Source organism: Armatimonadota bacterium (assembly GCA_037138755.1).
Taxonomy (GTDB): Bacteria; Armatimonadota; Fimbriimonadia; order Fimbriimonadales; family Fimbriimonadaceae; genus Fimbriimonas.
Window position 1 is genome coordinate 599,050 of the sequence record JBAXHT010000001.1, and the last position, 18,009, is coordinate 617,058.

At 55.0% G+C, this 18,009-nt stretch carries 15 protein-coding genes; 8 read left to right on the forward strand and 7 right to left on the reverse strand.

From position 1 onward, the window contains the following. Positions 1-1,518 carry a phosphoenolpyruvate carboxykinase (ATP) gene (gene pckA, locus WCK51_02840; protein ID MEI7575803.1) on the reverse strand — a complete coding sequence of 506 codons (1,518 nt, stop codon included), beginning with the start codon at positions 1,516-1,518 and terminating at the stop codon, positions 1-3. Positions 1,519-1,600: 82 nt separating this feature from the next. On the opposite strand from pckA, the gene WCK51_02845 reads away from it, so the two are divergent. After that, complete coding sequence (locus tag WCK51_02845; GenBank protein ID MEI7575804.1) at positions 1,601-1,909, forward strand: 4a-hydroxytetrahydrobiopterin dehydratase; 309 nt, start codon at positions 1,601-1,603, stop codon at positions 1,907-1,909. On the opposite strand, the gene WCK51_02850 is transcribed toward WCK51_02845, so the two are convergent. Genes WCK51_02850 through WCK51_02865 form a run of 4 tightly spaced genes read right to left on the reverse strand, consistent with a single transcriptional unit; the run spans position 1,906 to position 7,786 of the window. Beyond that, a complete protein-coding gene (locus WCK51_02850; GenBank protein ID MEI7575805.1) occupies positions 1,906-5,028 on the reverse strand; it encodes an SLBB domain-containing protein in 3,123 nt (1,040 codons plus the stop codon). The genes WCK51_02845 and WCK51_02850 overlap by 4 nt on opposite strands. Positions 5,029-5,050: 22 nt before the next feature. After that, positions 5,051-5,914 (reverse strand): nucleoside hydrolase, encoded by an 864-nt coding sequence (locus WCK51_02855; protein ID MEI7575806.1) that lies wholly within the window; start codon positions 5,912-5,914, stop codon positions 5,051-5,053. Next, entirely contained in the window at positions 5,915-6,943 is a 1,029-nt protein-coding gene (locus WCK51_02860; protein ID MEI7575807.1) for an ornithine cyclodeaminase, read from the reverse strand. 21 nt (positions 6,944-6,964) lie between these two features. After that, positions 6,965-7,786, reverse strand: coding sequence for an alpha/beta hydrolase (locus WCK51_02865; protein ID MEI7575808.1), 822 nt, complete (start codon positions 7,784-7,786; stop codon positions 6,965-6,967). A 153-nt stretch (positions 7,787-7,939) separates the two neighbouring features. Here WCK51_02865 and WCK51_02870 point away from each other — a divergent pair, with 153 nt between their 5' ends. The 4 genes from WCK51_02870 to WCK51_02885 are packed head-to-tail and all read left to right on the forward strand — an operon-like array spanning position 7,940 to position 11,829. Next, positions 7,940-8,956, forward strand: coding sequence for a sugar-binding protein (locus tag WCK51_02870; protein MEI7575809.1), 1,017 nt, complete (start codon positions 7,940-7,942; stop codon positions 8,954-8,956). Then, positions 8,957-10,435: a sugar ABC transporter ATP-binding protein gene (locus tag WCK51_02875; protein ID MEI7575810.1), complete on the forward strand. Its 1,479-nt coding sequence runs from the start codon at positions 8,957-8,959 to the stop codon at positions 10,433-10,435. Continuing rightward, positions 10,432-11,388 carry an ABC transporter permease gene (locus WCK51_02880; protein ID MEI7575811.1) on the forward strand — a complete coding sequence of 319 codons (957 nt, stop codon included), beginning with the start codon at positions 10,432-10,434 and terminating at the stop codon, positions 11,386-11,388. Before WCK51_02875 ends, WCK51_02880 begins: the two co-directional genes overlap by 4 nt. Positions 11,389-11,403: 15 nt before the next feature. After that, complete coding sequence (locus WCK51_02885; GenBank protein ID MEI7575812.1) at positions 11,404-11,829, forward strand: hypothetical protein; 426 nt, start codon at positions 11,404-11,406, stop codon at positions 11,827-11,829. 25 nt (positions 11,830-11,854) lie between these two features. Here WCK51_02885 and WCK51_02890 read toward each other — a convergent pair whose 3' ends face one another. Next, positions 11,855-13,648, reverse strand: a complete 1,794-nt coding sequence (locus WCK51_02890; GenBank protein MEI7575813.1) for a M3 family oligoendopeptidase — start codon at positions 13,646-13,648, stop codon at positions 11,855-11,857. Between the two features lie 34 nt (positions 13,649-13,682). Between WCK51_02890 and WCK51_02895 the strand changes: the two genes are divergently transcribed. Together WCK51_02895 and WCK51_02900 are read left to right on the forward strand one after the other, a co-directional pair. Continuing rightward, positions 13,683-15,026: a glycoside hydrolase family 140 protein gene (locus WCK51_02895; protein ID MEI7575814.1), complete on the forward strand. Its 1,344-nt coding sequence runs from the start codon at positions 13,683-13,685 to the stop codon at positions 15,024-15,026. Positions 15,027-15,034: 8 nt separating this feature from the next. Then, a complete protein-coding gene (locus tag WCK51_02900) occupies positions 15,035-15,640 on the forward strand; it encodes a YdeI/OmpD-associated family protein (protein ID MEI7575815.1) in 606 nt (201 codons plus the stop codon). A gap of 111 nt (positions 15,641-15,751) precedes the next feature. Here WCK51_02900 and WCK51_02905 read toward each other — a convergent pair whose 3' ends face one another. Beyond that, positions 15,752-16,477: a Fic family protein gene (locus WCK51_02905; GenBank protein MEI7575816.1), complete on the reverse strand. Its 726-nt coding sequence runs from the start codon at positions 16,475-16,477 to the stop codon at positions 15,752-15,754. Between the two features lie 32 nt (positions 16,478-16,509). Between WCK51_02905 and WCK51_02910 the strand changes: the two genes are divergently transcribed. Continuing rightward, on the forward strand, positions 16,510-18,003 hold the full coding sequence (locus tag WCK51_02910; protein MEI7575817.1) for an aldehyde dehydrogenase family protein: 1,494 nt from the start codon (positions 16,510-16,512) through the stop codon (positions 18,001-18,003). Positions 18,004-18,009 lie beyond the last annotated feature (6 nt).

Genomic DNA, 18,009 nt, shown 5'->3' on the forward strand with positions numbered 1-18,009 from the left:
TCAGAACTGCTTAGCGTTTTCCTCGAACATACCGTGCAACTTGGTCGCCTGCGCGTCGTAAGCGGTCTTGTCGTCCCACGTGTTGCGAGGGTTGAGAAGATCGCTGGGCACATTTGGGCATTCCGTAGGGATATGCAGTCCAAAGATCGGGTCGGTTTCAAAGTCGACCTCGTCAAGCTGACCGCCAAATGCCGCGTGAATCATTGCTCGGGTGTAGCCGAGTTTCATGCGCGACCCAACTCCGTAGGGCCCGCCGGTCCAACCGGTGTTGATCAGCCAAACCTTTGAGCCGTGCTCGTCGATCTTTTGACCCAGAAGCTCCGCGTACACCTTTGGTCTAAGTGGCAGGAACGGCTGTCCGAAGCAAGCGGAGAATACGCTCTTCGGCTCGGTGACGCCTTTCTCAGTGCCGCCAACCTTGGCAGTGTAACCGTTCAAGAAGAAGTACATCGCTTGCTCCTTAGTCAGCCTAGAGATTGGAGGCAAAACTCCCATGGCGTCGCAAGTCAGGAACACGATGTTCTTCGGATGACCGCCGACGCTCGGAGTCATGATCTTGTCGATATGCTCGATTGGGTAGGCAACGCGAGTGTTCTCGGTAATCGACTGATCGTTGAAATCCGGGTCGCCATTTGTGTCGAGCACGACGTTCTCTAGAATTGCTCCGGTGCGGATTGCATGGAAAATTTCGGGTTCTCTCTCTTCCGTGAGGCCGATGCACTTGGCGTAGCAGCCGCCTTCAACGTTGAAGACGCCGTCATTGGTCCATCCATGCTCGTCGTCGCCGATGAGCATTCGCTCAGGATCGGCAGATAGCGTTGTCTTCCCTGTGCCACTGAGGCCGAAGAAGAGGGCGGTATCGCCGTGCGGACCGACATTTGCCGAGCAGTGCATCGACATGACTCCCTTCAGAGGCAGCAGGTAGTTCATGATTGTGAACACCGACTTCTTCATCTCGCCTGCATACTGGGTGCCGCCGATCAGAACGGTTTGTTCTGGCATGTTGAGGGCAATCACTGCGTCGCCGCGAGTGCCGTCAACGGCCGGATCGAACGAGCGTTTTCCGAAGTCAACCACCGTCCAATCGGGCTCGAAACTTGCGAGGTCTTCGACGGAAGGACGTATGAGAAGCTGCTTGATAAAGAGAGCATGGTAGGGCCGCTCAACGATGAACCGGACTTTGATTCGGTGCGTCGGGTCAGCTCCGCCGTAGGTATCGATGACGTAAAGTTCTTTGCCCGATGCGTACGACTGGAACTTGCCAAAGAGCGAGTCGAATAGTTCCGGCGACATGCGGTTGTTGTTTTCCCACCAGATGTGGTCTTCGCAGGCGGCATCCGCGACGGTGTGTTTGTCCTTCGGCGTTCTGCCCGTGTATTCACCCGAGAAAGCAACGACGGCTCCGTTTGCGAGTTGCTTGCACCCGTCCTTCTGAACGCAGTGCTGGATCAAGGTCTCAACGTCGAGATTTTTGTGGATCTGAGCGGCGCTGCTGAGATCAAGATTGTATTTGCCCATATCGAAGCCTATGCTCTAGTAGTACCCCAGAATGGGGGGTTTGGCGTAGACTTTCGGGGTTCCGTTACCGTAGATTGAGGACATGGAACGAACCAACTTCGTCATGCCAGAGCGACGCAAACTTGATGACGGAGAGATCGCAATGCTCCTTGGACAAGTAGAGGGTTGGAGCGTTCAAGACGGCAAACTCCACAAGCGATTTGAACTAGACTCGTACAAGTCAGGGCTAGTTTTTGCGATGGCGATTGGGCATCACGCCGACCGCATCGACCACCACCCGGATATGTTCATTGGCTACCGGTACGTGGACATCGGGTTGAACACGCACGACGTAGGTGGAATTTCCACCTACGACTTTGTCCTGTTGAACTTTATTGAAGGGCTTGTTTAGAGCAATCGACTAATCAACGCCCAAACGATTCCGACGTTGGTGAGCGACTTGATTGCCGAGTCGAATGTCGACGAGGCGTCGGTCAGCTTCGCAACCATCACCCTAGTCGGGACGAAGATCGCGTCGCCAAGCTCAATCCTCGTCGTTCCCCGCGCTTTTGTGATCGTGCCAGTCGCTCGGATGACTAGAATCTGGGTTGTGTCGGCATCGATTGTCGAACCGCCGCACCTCGCAATGTAATAGTCCAGGGTCTTGCCTTTCTCAAAAATGAGCGTCGTCGGAAGGATAACAGAACCTCGAACCGCTATCGTTGTGGGTCGCTCAGGAATCGTAAGAATGTCCCCATCTTTGAGCGTCAAGTTACTCGAAGACTTTCGATTCTTCTCCACGTCGGCTAGCCGAATTGGGATGTTGCCAGACTCCAGCAGCTCGTCATTTGATAGAGCTCGTGCTGGTGTAACCGTCTCTCTTTGGAGTAGTTTCTTCGTTGCTTCAGTATCGTTGCTCGAAGACGTTTGAGGCACCGGTACGCCGCCAAGAGCGCCGAGAAGGGCACTTGAGCTGCTACCTCCTTGCGAGTTCAAGACTCGGATCTTGTCGATATCAGACTTTGCCAGAGCACGAAGGTAGGCCTGCTCTTGAATATCCTCCAGCAGCTTCTGGACTCTCGGCGAAAGGCGTTGCTCGGCGTCGCCAGTCAAGTACTTGGGTGAGCGCGTGAACTGGGCACCCTCGAGCCAGCCATCATCAGTTCGGCCGCCGGCCATCTTCAGAAGATCATGAAGGGTCTCTCCTCGCTTCGTGATTGCATAGACTCCAGGGTTGTTTACGCGACCCCGAATTTCCACCAAGATTGGTGATTCTTGGTAGTCACCCCTACCCGGAATCGTCAGGACGTCCCCGTCCTCCATCAAGGGGTTCAGCCGTCCTGCAAGGACGTCCAGCACTTTGTAAGTCTCAAATGCCCTTCTCGATGGTTGCGAACTCTTGCCTGTAGCCGCGTCAAAGGTTCGGGAATGAGAGATTTGCAGTTCTTCGGAGGCATCCGGGCGCAGACCGCCGGCTAGTTGTATCAAATCTCGCGCGGTAAGCGTTTCAGATCTGGTAAAGTTGCCACTTTTCACGACCGCCCCCTGGATGGTAACAATCTGACGTGGTTTGAACTGTGCCTCGTCCACTTCATAAACGACAACCATGTCACGATCTTTAAGGATCACATCATCTTCAACTGATCTCGTCAACGCCTTTGCCAAGTTCGGCTTCAAAAGTGGACCTTCCGAGCCGTCTGCATTCTTCCGATAAACAAAGACTGCCTCGTAGCTAGCAGTTGGCAGTGGACCGCCTGCTTGAAGCATTAAGTCGGAAAGCCGCATCCCGTCCAACCGGAGGAACTTGCCAGGAGTTCGAACCGCTCCTTTGATCGTGACGACTCGATCTTCGAGCCACATCACTTCAGTTGCGAAGTAGATCCGGATTCGGTCACCGCGCTGCAACACGATGTCCGCCTGAGCATCCTTTGCAAGCACCTTTTGCAAATCGACAGGCAAGAGCGCAATCGTCTTATCTGGGTTCTCGCGGTACAGGTCTGCACGCGCTCCATAGGCGTCCTTAAGGATCCCTCGCGCCTCGGAAATCGCGTCCGAAATCTTCATCCCTTGTCGGAACTGGTAGGCGCGAGGCTGGTCTACCGCTCCTTCGACTTCGATCGAGTTCTCGATTTCCTCGCGGAGGGCGTAAAGCGTCACAACGTCACCTTCTTTCAGGTTTGGATTGGTCTCGCCTGTCAAGTCAACTGTGTTCAGTTGTCGCTCAATACCGGGATTTACCGACTTGATCTCCGCGCGGCTGAGGATTGCGGTCGACTTCGCCCCGCCGGCGTAGCTGAGAAGGTCTTTGACTCGCTCGGTCGGAAGGATTTCATAAACCGCTGGACGTCCAACTTCGCCTTTAATGGCGACGCGGTTCGTGGCCGTAGGAACGAGAATCAGGTCTCCCGGCTGGAGTGCCACGTCCTGGCTAGGATCTCCCTTCAGCAAGTAGGAGTACAGATCGATTGTCCGCGATTGGCCGTTGCTTCGCCGCAACTGAATGTTTCGGAAGGAGCCGTTCAGCGTGGGACCGCCTGCGGCATATAGTGCGTTGAACAGCGTCATCACACTTGGGACCTGATAGCTGCCCTGGGCCATCACTTCACCGACGATTGAGATTGAAATGGTTCTCAGCTCTCCTAGCGAAACGGAAACGCTTGCGTCTCGGAGTCCTCGTTGAATTTCCTTGGTAATCGCCTTCTCAGCCTGGGCAAGCGTCATGCCGCGAACCGTGAGCTTCGTTCCCATCACTGGCACGATTAAGGTGCCGGTCGAGTCAACGGTGATCGTCCGCTCTTTTGGCTGCTCAAGCGGACTGGAGTATCGGACGACCAGCTTGTCCCCAGCTCCGAGCTGATAGCGCTCGGGAGCAGGCATCGCCACGTTTCCGTTTGCCATTTGGTTGGGCCCAACGAAGTACTGTAGGGCATTAACTGTACTGCCTACTTGCGGTTTTTCCCTGTCCGAGTCGTTCGTGCGGACCGCTTTCTGATCCTCTGTCTTAGAAGCAGTTTTCGATTCCTTCTGGGGATTCGTGCCCTGCTTCGGATCTGAAGTGGCTTCATCCTTTTCGTTGGATTCCTTCTCTCCGTTCTTCGGCTTTACACCAGAGTTCAGGGACGCCTGTCGCCACTTCAAGTTCTCGCGAGCAGCGGAGAAATAGCTGTGTCCAAATACCTCTAATCCTTTGAATGGCCCTTCGGCAAATGCCGAAGGACTGAGAATCTCGGTAACTTCCTTTGGCTCAGATTGCAGCGGTGTGTTGGTCGATTTTTCTGTTTGACCTTGTTTGAGCTTCGACTTCTCGGACTTATTCTTTTCCGATTTGTCCTTTGGGTTCTCTTTTGAGTTTTCGGTCCCGGATGGCTTTTCTTCTGGAATCGGTCTCCCGGGCTGAGGCTTGGTCGGTTGTTCCTTCTTTTGAGTCGGAGGCGTATCTTGTTTGGTTTGAGCGACGACTAACGAACTGACCAGCAGAAGTGCTACACCCAGGAGCGCGATAGCTCGAAAACGATGCGTGAAGGAACCCACTATGGCTCTAATTTACCAGGATTTAGCTTGCCGTCACGCTGAAATACTCATCGAAGAAGGCGACGACGTTGACACCCGAGGCAACTAAGTCGTTGCCTTCACCTTCGGTGAAATAGGTAGCCCCGGTACGCGCATCGCAGTGGACTCGACCTCGCTTGAACTTACAAATATCGGGCTGGAAGATTGTTGCGACGGCCAAAGGGTCGTGGAACACCATTTTCTTGGTGTGCGAGAACCAGTCTTGGGCCATTGGGACGACGGTTTCCAGCGGCTGGCCGATGAACCTGCTCTCCACTTCCTCTGGGGACATGGTGCATTGGGTTGTGACATCTAGGCCGAACCAGCAATGGTCAGGTCTTGACGCCTTGACCACAATCGAAGTTGCCACCGGATCAATCAGGCAGTTCCATTCCGGTTCGTTGCTAATGAAGAACTTGCCGGCCATGGTGTAGAGACCTTTCAGCAGGAACGGAATCTCGGGATCTATGGCAAAAAGAAGTGCCAGGTTCATGAATGGACCGATACTGATGAGCGTGATTTCGCCCGGACGTGAACGAATCTGCTGGCGGAGAAAGTCAACGGCGGCATCCTCGGGATAGTCCAATGAGTGGGGTAGGTGCTCGATTGGTGAGTATTGCGAACACCAGGGCTGACCTTGGCCGTAGGTCAGCACTGCTGATCTTCCGGCAACAATTGGCACGTCATCTCTTCCAACCGATTTGCACAGAACTTCAGCGATCGCCGCTCGCTGGGCGACGGGGCCGCTGACGGTAGTGATCCCTAATAGTTCACACCGGGGCTGTTTCAGTAGGTAGCTAATCGCAACGGCATCATCGATGTCATTTCCCGGATCAGTGTCGAGCAGAATTGGGATTCGGTCGGTCATTTAGACCAAAGATAGCACGAGCCCGCTGTGCCCGTACAAATCCTTAACGTCGGGCATGATCGGCATCAGGTCAATCGGCTCGCCATAGGCATGCTTTTGGCACATTTGGTAAACCCAGCGCAGCGCGGAGAAGTCTTCGAGGGCGAATCCGACGGAGTCGAAGATGGTGACTTCGGTTTCGGTGGTTCGTCCGGCGGAGGGCTGTTGAAGGACTCGCCAGAGCTCGGTCACCGGGAAGTCGGCGGGCATTTGTTGGATGTCTCCTTCGACCCTGGTTTGCGGCTCGTATTCCACGTAAACGTTGCCCTTAGTCAGCACGTCAGCGGCAAGTTCGGTCTTCCCGGGGCAGTCGCCGCCGATGGCGTTAATGTGCATGCCGGGTTCGATCATGTCTCCGGTTAAGATCGTTGCCTTCGTTTTGTCGGCGGTGCAGGTCGTGACGATGTCCGCTCCGCGGACCGCTTCACGGGTGGACTCGCAGATCGTGATGTTCAGGTGCCCGAGGTTTCGCTTCAGCTTCGCTGCCGCGTGTGGGTCGGTGTCGAAGACGGCGAACTCGCGGACACCCATGAGTTCGTTGAAGGCGACGATCTGGAACTCCGATTGCGATCCACAACCGATCATCGCCATTCTTTTTGAATCAGGTCTGGCGAGTAACTTCGCAACGAAGACTGAAGTTGCGGCAGTTCGGATTGCGGTCAGCAGGGTCATCTCCGAAAGCAGATTCGGCCAGCCGGTCGTCAGGTCGCTGAGGGCTCCGAAGGCCATGACGGTCGACATGCCGTGGAGATAGTTCTTTGGGTGACCGTTCACGTACTTGAACGCGAACTCTTCGTCCGTCGACGACGGCATCAGCTCGACGACGCCGAGGTCGCAGTGGTTGGCGGTGCGAGCAACCTTCTGAAACGTCTCCCATCGACCGTAATCTTCCTCCAGCTTTTCGACCACACCAGCGATGCAGGTTTTGAGGCCAAGGTCTCGGACTAGGCGAGCCATTTCGGTTACGGAGACGAACGTCGTTGTTGCCACCCTTCTATTGTGAAGGGTCGGCTACTTGGAAAGTAACCCCTGATCACCCATCCAGTCGAGGAATCGGTTGACCCATGTCTTGACTACGGCTTTTTCGCTTCGATCCCCCATGTTGAAACCGTGTCCGCCCGTGTGCAAGATGTGAGCCTCATAAGGCGTCTTTGCTTGCTTATAAACGTTGATCAGGTTCAAAACCACGTTGGACGCGCCATCATCCTGCGCTACGATCATAAACGAGGGTGGCAAAGTGCCTTTGAACTCCTTTGGAACCCCAACCGGTCCGGGATAAACCCAGGCGGCGAAGTCGGGTTGGGCGTTCATCTGATCGACAGTATCCTTTGCATCCGGGTCAGCTTTGCCTTGGAACGTGGCCAGTGAGACGACTTCCCCACCCGCAGAAAAGCCAAGCATTCCGACTTTCTTGATTCCGTAGACGTCCGCGATTGTTCGCACCAGACGGACGGCACGCATCGCGTCGACGGGTGCATCCTTCTCAATCGTCAGGCCAGAGCCCTCTTCACGCACCAATCGGTATTTGAGCACAAAACAGGTGATCCCCTTTTCAGCAAGGAGTTTCGCGGGCTTAAACCCTTCCTCTCCAACGACCAACTCCCGAAACCCTCCGCCCGGGGCGATGATGAGACCGGTTCCGGTCGCCTTGCCTACGGGTGGCTCGTAGACGGTAAGCGATGGGTTGTAAATGTTTCCGATCGACCAGGCGTGCGGCTTGGTCTCCGGCTCATTGCGCCGAGCTTCCGACCCGGGCGCACCGTTTGGCCAGAGGGGGATTGAGGGCCTTCCATCTTGAGCCAGAATTGCGGATGCGAGCAACGTCAACAACATAACGCAACGCTACCCCAAATAAAAGACGAGTTGAATCTACTGAGAGGCTAGACGTGGCGCCTGGAATCGGCATAAACTGTTTGAGCAAATGGTATTAATGCGTTGGAATACATATTCCGGCACCGAAATATCATTCACCAGGAGTTCTCGAAGATGAAGAATTGGATCCTTTCGGCCATGTTGGCCTCGCTCGTCATTGCCGGATGCGGCTCAGGTTCGGGGGACAGTAGCACTGCTCCGACGGGAGATACCAGTTCGGCAACCACGAAGCCTGCAGCTGGCGGGGACAAAGTTGCGGTTGCTTTTGTCACCAACAACACCTCCGACTTCTGGAAGATTGCTCAAGCGGGTTGCGAGAAGGCAGAGAAAGAGCTTGGCAGCGTGAAGCTTGAGTTCAAGATGCCGGCAGACGGAACCGCTGCAGCACAGAAGCAGATTCTCGACGATTTGGTTTCGAACGGAATCAAAGCCATCGCCGTCAGCCCGGTTGACCCTAAAGGGCAATCGGCGGACCTGGACGTTCTGGCAGGAAAGACGTTCTTGATGACCCAGGACAGCGATGCTCCGCAGAGCAAGCGTGAAGTGTTCCTTGGAACCGATAACGTCGCCGCCGGACGAATGGCTGGCGAAGAAGTTAAGAAAGCCCTTCCGGGCGGCGGAAAGATTGCCGTCTTCGTCGGAAAGGCTGACGCGCAGAACGCGAAGGAGCGATTCCAGGGACTCCAGGAGGCTCTGAAGGGTAGCAATGTCACGATCATCGGCGATGCGCCAAAGACCGACGATACCGACCGGGCACGAGCAAAGCAGAATGTTGCGGACACCTTGGTTGCCAATGCTGACGTTGCATGTTTGGTTGGGCTGTGGTCGTACAACGGCCCGGCAATTTTGAACGCAGTAAAGGAAGCCAAGAAGGAAGGCAAGGTCAAGATTGTTGCGTTTGATGAGGAAACTGACACACTGAAGGGAGTTGAGGATGGGTTCATCGAAGCGACCATCGTTCAGCAGCCGTTCGAGTTTGGTTATCAATCGGTGAAGATGATGGCCGCAGCAGCGGGCGGCGACAAGAAAGGAATTCCGGCTTCCAAGCAGATCTTTGTTCCGACGACTTCGGTGAAGAAGGATTCGGTTGTGGAGTTCGCGAAGAAGCTCAAGGAAATGACAGGCAAGTAATTGCTAGAAATCCACGGAGTCAGCAAGCGATTCCCGGGCGTTGTTGCGCTCGACTCCGTGGATATGAGCCTCGCCTCGGGCGAGGTGGTTGCTCTGCTTGGTGAGAACGGTGCCGGTAAGAGCACCTTGATGAAGATCATCGGCGGCGTGTACCAGGCGGACGCGGGTTCCCTTGTTGTTGACAGTGTCTCTTGTACGTTTCGGTCGCCGTCCGAGGCTTTGGATAAGGGAATTCGGGTGGTTTTTCAGGAGCTTTCGGTTCTGGAGAACCTTGATATCTCGGAGAACATTTTTCTCGGCCGAGAGCTTCAACGGGCCGGCCTTGTGGATCGCCGGAAGATGCGCGAACTGACGGCAGGTTACCTGGAGAAAGTCGGGTTGAAGAGATCACCTTCGACGTTAGTCGCATCGCTTTCGATAGCCGAGCGGCAGCTCGTTGAAATCGCGAAGGCGTTCTCGATGAAGGTTCGGTACCTGATCCTAGATGAGCCGACTTCGAGTTTGACTCTAGAAGAGAGCACCCGTTTATTCGAGATCATCGCGGAATTCAAGAAGGATGGAGTTGGAATCTTTTACATATCCCACAGGCTTGATGAGATCGGGGTCGTGGCGGATCGGGTTGTGGGGCTGCGGGATGGGCGCAATGCCGGTTCTTTGAAAAAGGAAGAAATTAGCCAAGAGGCGATGGTGAAATTGATGGTTGGTCGGGACATCAAGCCGTCGGTTTCGGTTGGGGCTTCTGAAGGTTCGGAGGTTGTTCTGGAGGTCAGCGAGTTGCGGACGGCGCGCTATCCAGCGAGTCCGGTTTCCTTTTCGATTCGAGCAGGAGAGATTTTGGGATTGGCGGGACTGGTTGGTGCCGGTCGGTCCGAGGTGACCCGCGCGCTGTTCGGAATTGACCCTTGCCGGGGGCACGTCAAGCTAAATGGCGAGACTCTTGCAGTCAAATCGCCCAAGGATGCGATCCGGGCGGGGATGTTTTTGGTGCCCGAGGACCGGCGAAATACTGGCCTCACGACGACCTTGTCAGTTGGAGAGAACATTGTTCTCCCGGCGTGGAGCAAGTTCTCGTTGATGGGACTGAAGAAGATTCGTGCCGCTCGCAATTATGCTGGTGACGGTGTCGAACAGATGAACGTCAAGACCCCAGGAATCGACCAGATTGTGGCGAACCTTTCCGGCGGGAATCAGCAAAAGGTGGTGCTTGCCCGGTGGCTGCAGATGAACCCCAGGGTGATGCTGATCGACGAGCCAACGCGGGGGATTGATGTTGGTTCTAAGGCCGAAATCTATACTGAACTGCGCCGACTCGCCGCGCAAGGTTTGGCGATATTGATGGTTTCCAGCGACATGGAAGAAGTTCTGGCAGTCAGCGATCGGATCGGGGTGATGCACGAGGGGCGGCTTTCGGGGGTTCTTGATCGCGCGGACGCCACTGAGGAGGCGATTATGAATTTGGCAGTTGGTGGGGCAGTATGAAGTTTGGTAAAGAGCTCAGCATTTTCTTGATCCTGATGGCGGTTTGCATGTTCACGGGCTACCGAAATCCTAACTTTTTTAGTCAGGCCAACATCTTGAACACGACGAAGCTGATCGGCATCTACGGTATTTTCAGCATCGGAATGGGCTTTGTGATTATCACGGGCGGGATCGATCTGAGCGTCGGATCGGTGTTCGCTTTGCTCGGCGTCGGGCTCTCGATGCTTCTGACGGAGCATCAAATGAACCCTTGGCTGGCGGTGCTACTGGTGGTTTTTGTTGGCGGTCTGTTGGGGCTAGTCCATGGCTTGCTGGTCACCAAAGCGAAGCTCCAGTCGTTCATCGTGACTCTTTGTGGGCTCATGATTTACCGCTCGCTTGCGCGGACAATCACCAATGACGGCACCCGGAATTTTTCGGATGCTCCGCAGGCGGCTTGGCTGCGGGACTACGCAAACGGGGACTGGCTCGGTCTACCCACGACGATGTGGCTCTTGCTGGTTGTGATGATGATTGCTTTCGTGGTCTTGCACAAAAGCGTGTACGGGATTCGGCTTTTTGCGACTGGGCAGAACGAGGAGTCCGCTCGGTTCGCGGGCCTGCCTACTCAAAAGCTTGTCCTGTCGACTTATGTGATTTGTGGGTTGCTGGCGGGGGTTTCGGGGGTTTTGTTGTCGCTTTATACGGGCTCGGTCGCTTCCAGCTCGCACGGGAATGGGTACGAGCTGTACGCGGTGGCGGCTTGCGTCCTTGGCGGATTCTCGCTGAAAGGCGGCGACGGAAGCATTTTTGGCGTGGTTTTGGCGACCGCGTTACTTCAGGTTTTACGGAACATGATCAACATGCTCCAGTTGCCTCAGCCGTTAGAATTTACGATTATTGGCGGAGTGATTCTGGCTGGTGTATTAATCGACGGTGCAATTCGCAATCGGAAGAAACGAATTTCTGCGTAGTTCGTCTTTATGAGCATGAAGCGACAGCGCGCCATGCTCATCCTCGTGTCCGTAGCCCTTTTGGCTCCGTTCGTTCCCGCTCAGATTGGGCAACTAATCAAGCTCGTGGGAATTTGGGAAGTGACGCGCAAGTATGGCAGCGAGATCGACAAAGAGTTCAACAAGCTGATCAAGCGAGATTCCAAATCGACGACTTCAACGAAAGTTGTTCCGATTGTGACGAGCGGTGTTGGAAGTCGAAATGCGATTGGTATGGTTCAGGTCTCAGGGCCAAAAGCACAGGTTGATAAGGTGAAGGCTGTGGCGCAGCTTGAGCAGGACCTCTTTGGAAAAGAGGTTCGCATTCGAGCAATGATTCCGATGGCCTCAGAACAATGGAGCTCCGGCGTCACTCCGGTGGAGCAAGTCGGTGTGACGGGAATTGTCGACTTCAAGCTTTAGAGTGCGAACGCGCAGCTTTTGCACTCTAAAGCTCTACCACCGAGTGCAGTCGCTCGAATTCAGTCATGATGTTCTCTAGAGCCGCGAAGCCGCCTCGCCAAAACTCTTCGCTTTTTAGGTCGATGTCGAGCATCGACATTAGTTCGGCGGGAGTTTTGGAGCCACCTAACTTTAGAACCTCAACGTACCGGTCTGCGAATCCAGGGCCGGCTTTCTTTGCCATTTCGTACAAGCTCAGAACCAGGAGCTCGCCAAAGGAATAGGCGTAGACATAGAACGGAGAGCCGGTGAAGTGGCCGACGTACATCCACCACGAGCGGTGTTGCTCGCCGAGGGCGACGGAGTCGCCGAACATCGCTTGCAGCTCAGTCTGCCAGATTTCGCCGAACTCCTCGGCGGTGAGTTCGCCTTCGGTGCGGCGCTTGTTGTGGGCCCCTTTCTCGAACTGGTACATCGCTGCTTGGCGAAAGACGGTGGCGAAAATGCCCTCAATCTTTCCCGCATAGAGAGCGAGTTTGTCTCTGTCCGAGGCTCCGGCGACCAACTTCTCAAACACAAGCATTTCGCCAAAAGTCGAAGCCAACTCGGCCAAGGGCAAGGTTCCGTGGTAGTTGAAGTAAGACTGCTCTCTGCTGTACGACGCGTGAACCCCGTGACCTAGCTCGTGGGCGAGGGTCATGACGTCGTCCATTTTGTCGAGGTAGCTCTGGAGTAGAACCGGGTGGGTATCGGGGGTGTTGTAGGAGCAGAATGCGCCACCCATCTTGCCCTTTCGTGGCTCGGCGTCGATCCAGTTCTTCTCGAAGAACTCGGAGCCTTTCTGGGCCATATCAGACGAAAACGCACCGAAGGCTTCCAGAACGATGGCTTGCGCGCGATCCCAAGTGACCTTTTCTTCGGCAGCAAAGAGCGGAGCATAGCGGTCGATGTGGGTCAGTTCTTCGAGGCCAAGAATGGATCTCTTAACCCGATAGTAGCGGGCGACCAGAGGATAAAACTCTCGGCAAAGTCGGATGACAAGCTCAACAGTTTCCTGATCGAGCTCGTTGGAAAGGTGACGTGATTGCTCTGCAAACTCAAACTTGCGAAGCCGATCATCAATCGCCTTGTCCTGCAAAAGTGTGTTGAAGATGAAGGTGAGAACGCGCTCCTGTTCTTTGAGTCCAGCGGAGAAGGCGGCGGCGGCGGCTTGCCGAGTTGTTCGATCCTCGTGTCGCAGGAGGGCCAAAACCTCCTGCTGGCTCTTCTCCTCTTCAGTCCCATCTAGTGAGATCTTGTAGACGTGGTTTGCAGTGACTTCGTCAAAGAGCCGGTTCCACGCCCGCGAGCCGGTGTTGGCGAGTTCTTCCATGAGAACTTCTTCTTTCTCGGTGAGGCGGTACTTCGAGTAGGTGCGAGAGACGTGGATGTGGTGAAGGAAGTTCGCCAGAGAGGGATCGCCTAGAAGCGGGTCAATCACAGACGCTGGAGCGGCTTGGAGTTCAAGCTCAAAGAACATCAACTTGACCTGAAGTTCGGTTGCCCGCTCGGTTTGGTCCTGCATAAAGGCACCGTTTTCCGGCTTGCTGACGTCGGCAGCGAAGACGAGGTTGGAGTAGGTGATGGGCTTGACGATCAGGACGGTGATTGCCTCCAACTCCGTCAGTGCCTCTGCCAAAAGTTTTGCTGTAAGGGAAGCGGAATTGACCTTTCCACGGTATGCCGCAGCAAAAGCGTCGGCTCGCTCGTGAGCTTCTTTCCAACTCGCCTCAATCTTGGGGTCATTTGACGAAGAGAACAAAGCAGACAAATCCCAGCAAACAGCGGAGGTGGTTGACATAGGTTCATTATGAAGCGGTAACGTTCCGAAGTCCATGAACTCCCTGCCACGATTGCAAATCTGTTCGCGCAACCCCCACCTTATGGAGACGGCTGATGGCAAACCGTTCTTCATGCTTGGAGACACGGCCTGGGAGCTTGCTCATCGGCTGGACTTTGAGGAGATTCAGTTCTACTTCAAGACCAGAGCCGCGCAAGGGTTCAACATGATTTGGTTCAACTTACTCGCCGAGTTCGATGGCCTGCGAGAGGCGGATCGGAATGGCGAAGTTCCATTTCACGGAATGGATCCGAACAAGCCGAACGAGAAGTACTTCGCTTGGATTGATCGAATCGTCGCCGAGGCAGCGGCGCATGGCCTGTACTGTGGAATTCTGCCGACTTGGGGAGACAAGCTGACGGCACCTTGGGGCGCGGGACCAAAAATCTTCTCCGATACACAAACCATGGCACGATATGGTGAATATCTTTCCAAGAGGTACAAGGATTCAACTAATCTGCTTTGGGTGCTAGGCGGAGATCGTCCCGCAAAAATCGCGAAAGGCTCCTGGATGGAGGACTACGCTAAGAACATGGGCATCGACCCCGCGAGCGACTGGACCCCGTTGTGGCGAGCCTTGGCGTTGGCGATCCAGACCGAAATTCCAAACGCCCTCATCACTTACCATCCTCAAGGAGGCGGAGATTCAACTTCGACCCTTATCCACCATGAAAAATGGCTCCACATGAACGCTATGCAGAGCGGTCATGGCGGCGGGCGGGACGTTCCGGTTTGGGAGTACGTCGAGCGCGACTACAACATGTTGCCTGTGAAGCCGACCTACGACAGCGAACCGAACTATGAGGATCACCCGGTCTCGCCGTGGCCTACCTTTAACCCTCAGAATGGGTACTTCGATGAGTACGATGTACGACGCCAGAACTGGCGTTCCGTCTTTGCTGGTGGTTGCGGAGTGATCTACGGGCACCACTCCATATGGGGGTTCGCAAGCCACCGGCATCCTTGGATCAACCATACCAAGATGGATTGGCGTGAAGCCATCATCCGTCCGGGAGCGATCCAGATGCGCCATCTCAAAGAACTGATTGAGAGCACGGGCATGGTCGAACTTGTGCCAGATCAGTCCCTCTTGGTTGGCAAAATCGGCGAGAAGGCCGAGCACATGCGGGCGATTCGCAAAGAGGATCGATCTTGGATAGCGGTCTACGTTCCGCATAACGGACCTGCCGTTATTCACACTAGCGATGTGGAAAGAAAGAGGGCAGAATGGCTCGACCCGCGAACGGGGAAACGACAATCTGCGAAAGGCGATTCTGGCAACGGAATCACCACATTCCAGAAGCCGAACGACATTGACTGGGTTTTGGTTCTCGGCTAATGGCCGGGATGGACCACTTTGAGCGGGTCGAGGTGATTTCTTTGGCGGAGCTCCGTTCGTGGTTGAAGGGCAACCACGAACGGTCGGAGGCGGTCTGGCTTGTCACTCACAAAAAATCTCAGGGTGAGTTGCACGTTCCCTATTCCGATGTCGTCGACGAGCTTCTCTGTTGGGGCTGGGTGGACTCGACTCCTCGAAAGCTTGACGATCAGCGGTCAATGCTTTTGATCGCGAACCGAAAGCGCAAATCTCGCTGGTCAAAGGTGAACAAGGACAAAGTTGCACGGCTTCTGTCTGAGGGTCGGATGCAGCCCGCCGGATTGGCAAAGGTCGAACTGGCAAAGTCAAGCGGCACTTGGGACGCTCTAAATGAGGTGGATCTCTTGGTCGAGCCGGATGATCTAGCCGCCTCGCTGGAGAATGTGGGGAACGCGATGGCCAATTGGCAAGCCTTTCCACCTTCGACACGCCGGGGAATCCTCGAATGGATCCTCTCCGCAAAATCTCCTGAGACTCGAGCCAGACGGATTGCACAGACGGCGAGCCAGGCGGCGGAGAACATTCGGGCAAATCAGCCTCGGCAACTGAAAGGTACGAAAAGTGCCGTAGAATAGGGTTAATGGACTCGTTCGTGGACACTATTCCTGAACTTCAAAGCGAGGATGCCAGAGTGGCAACCGTCGTTCGGAGTGTCGTTTCATCGTCAGCTGCGGAGGGGATTGTTGTCAGTCCCGCGGAGGCAGAAGCTGTGGCCAGGAAGCACCTTCAATCCAAGAAACAAACAGCTCCGTGAGCGGATCGTAATCGTTGATGAACGCCCGCCTTAACGCAAGATAGTACTTGTCCCGCTCCTCATCCGAATTCAACTGGTACGCAGGTGGTGCGGTCCCACCCTGTATTGCCATTAGATCAGCGATCCACCGCCCGAGCCTTCCGTTTCCTTCACGGAAGGGGTGAATGAGAATCAGTTCGGCGTGTACGATAGCGACTTTGGTCGCCACCTCGCGAGTTGAGCGCAATCTCATCTTAGGGAACGGCATCTTGGAGTAGGCCAACCGTTCGGTCTCAGAATCGTAATCTGCAAAGATTAAGCCTCTCAGTGGCGTATGCTCCGAAAGCTCTTTCTGCTCAAACCGCTCCATTTCTTGACTAATGTTCGCTGCTGGACAAAAGGTTGTGAAGTTCTTGCTAACGTTGACGGTGCGGTATTGTCCCGCAAAAGGGTAGAGCCCGCCCAGCCAACGATGGTGGAGGGCACAGATCAGCTCTGAATCAAACTTCTGCGAAATAGGGAGCATGGAATAGGAGTCTAGTTGGGCCCGGATAAGAAGTTCGGTCTCGATATGTTCTGCTTCCTTCGGATCGGTAATGCCAAGGCGGTTACGCAGCACGAGGCCATTTGATCCAGGCTCAAACTCGTCGTCTCTGCCGCCAGTATCGTAGCGATTCACACCGACCTCTCGCTAGCTTCCATAATAGAGCCATGCTACCGGAAGTATTGTTGAATCGGCTCATCCCAAATCTCGGTTCGTACATAGGAAATGATTTGGTGGTGACCACCCCGATCGACGGATCGCAGATCGCTTCGCTGGCCTTCGATTCTGCGGCGAGCATCGACGCCAAGATTTCCCAAAGCGTACAAGCTTTCCGGATTTGGCGCGATGTCCCTGGCCCCAAAAGGGGCGAGTTGGTTCGGCAGTTAGGCAACAAACTTCGTGAGCGCAAGGAAGACCTTTCGATGTTGGTCTCGATGGAATGCGGGAAGATCATCGAAGAAGGTCGGGGCGAGGTTCAGGAGATGATTGACATTTGCGATTTCGCGGTCGGCATCTCTCGCCAGCTCTACGGACTGACCATCGCCAGTGAGCGGAAGAACCACGTAATGCAGGAGAATTGGCTCCCGCTGGGGCCGGTCGGCATCATTTCTGCCTTTAATTTCCCGGTGGCGGTTTGGGCTTGGAACGCCGCGCTTGCGATTGTCTGCGGCGACTCGGTGATCTGGAAGCCTTCCGAAAAAACTCCGTTGACTGCCCTGGCTTGCCAGGCTCTTTTTGAGGAGACTTGCAGAGAGTTTGGCGACGCTCCTGAGCACTTGTCGCAAGTGATTATCGGAGCACGCGAGCAAGGTGAGCAGATGGTCGAGGATGTCCGAGTTCCGTTGATCTCAGCCACGGGCTCGACCCGAATGGGCCAGGCAGTTGGGCAGAAGGTCGCCGCTCGGTTCGGCAAATCTCTCCTAGAGCTCGGTGGAAACAACGCGATGATCATCGCTCCTTCGGCGGATCTTGCGATTGCGATTCCTTCGATCCTGTTTGGTTCGGTTGGAACGGCTGGGCAGCGATGCACCACGACACGTCGGGTCTTCGTTCATTCTTCGATATTCGACCAGGTTTACAACTCGCTGAAAACGGCCTATTTTTCGCTTGGCGAGAACAAGGTTGGTTCGCCGCTTGAAGCGGACACTCTGGTTGGACCGCTCATCGATGAAGCGAGCTTCGAAGGGATGCAAAATGCCCTTGGTCGAATTCGAGCCGAAGCGGTCGAAATCATCGGTGGCGAGCGAGTTGATCGGCCCGGCTTCTATGTCAAGCCAGCTCTGGTTCGGCTGAGCAAGCAGAGTGAAACCATCTTTACCGAGACGTTTGCGCCAATCACCTACGTGATGCCTTACGACGACCTTGCTCAGGTGATTGAGGAGCACAATGCGGTTCCGCAGGGCCTTAGCAGTGCGATCATGACCACCGACGTACGCGAGGCCGAGTTCTTTAAGCGGTACAGCGATTGCGGCATCGCTAACGTCAATATTGGGACGAGCGGAGCTGAGATTGGCGGAGCTTTTGGCGGTGAGAAAGAGACTGGCGGGGGCCGCGAATCGGGCTCGGATTCCTGGAAAGCCTACATGCGGCGCCAGACCAGCACCACGTACTTCGGCACCGAGAGGCCCGCGCTTGCGCAAGGAATCAAGTTCGACGTCTGATGTCTA

Coding starts and splice junctions, on each gene's coding strand:
- pckA (MEI7575803.1), bottom strand. CDS start 1,518: ATGGGCAAATACAATCTTGATCTCAGCAGCGCCGCTCAGATCCACAAA.
- WCK51_02855 (MEI7575806.1), bottom strand. CDS start 5,914: ATGACCGACCGAATCCCAATTCTGCTCGACACTGATCCGGGAAATGAC.
- WCK51_02870 (MEI7575809.1), top strand. CDS start 7,940: ATGAAGAATTGGATCCTTTCGGCCATGTTGGCCTCGCTCGTCATTGCC.
- WCK51_02865 (MEI7575808.1), bottom strand. CDS start 7,786: ATGTTGTTGACGTTGCTCGCATCCGCAATTCTGGCTCAAGATGGAAGG.
- WCK51_02845 (MEI7575804.1), top strand. CDS start 1,601: ATGGAACGAACCAACTTCGTCATGCCAGAGCGACGCAAACTTGATGAC.
- WCK51_02885 (MEI7575812.1), top strand. CDS start 11,404: ATGAAGCGACAGCGCGCCATGCTCATCCTCGTGTCCGTAGCCCTTTTG.
- WCK51_02880 (MEI7575811.1), top strand. CDS start 10,432: ATGAAGTTTGGTAAAGAGCTCAGCATTTTCTTGATCCTGATGGCGGTT.
- WCK51_02900 (MEI7575815.1), top strand. CDS start 15,035: ATGGACCACTTTGAGCGGGTCGAGGTGATTTCTTTGGCGGAGCTCCGT.
- WCK51_02890 (MEI7575813.1), bottom strand. CDS start 13,648: ATGTCAACCACCTCCGCTGTTTGCTGGGATTTGTCTGCTTTGTTCTCT.
- WCK51_02895 (MEI7575814.1), top strand. CDS start 13,683: ATGAACTCCCTGCCACGATTGCAAATCTGTTCGCGCAACCCCCACCTT.
- WCK51_02910 (MEI7575817.1), top strand. CDS start 16,510: ATGCTACCGGAAGTATTGTTGAATCGGCTCATCCCAAATCTCGGTTCG.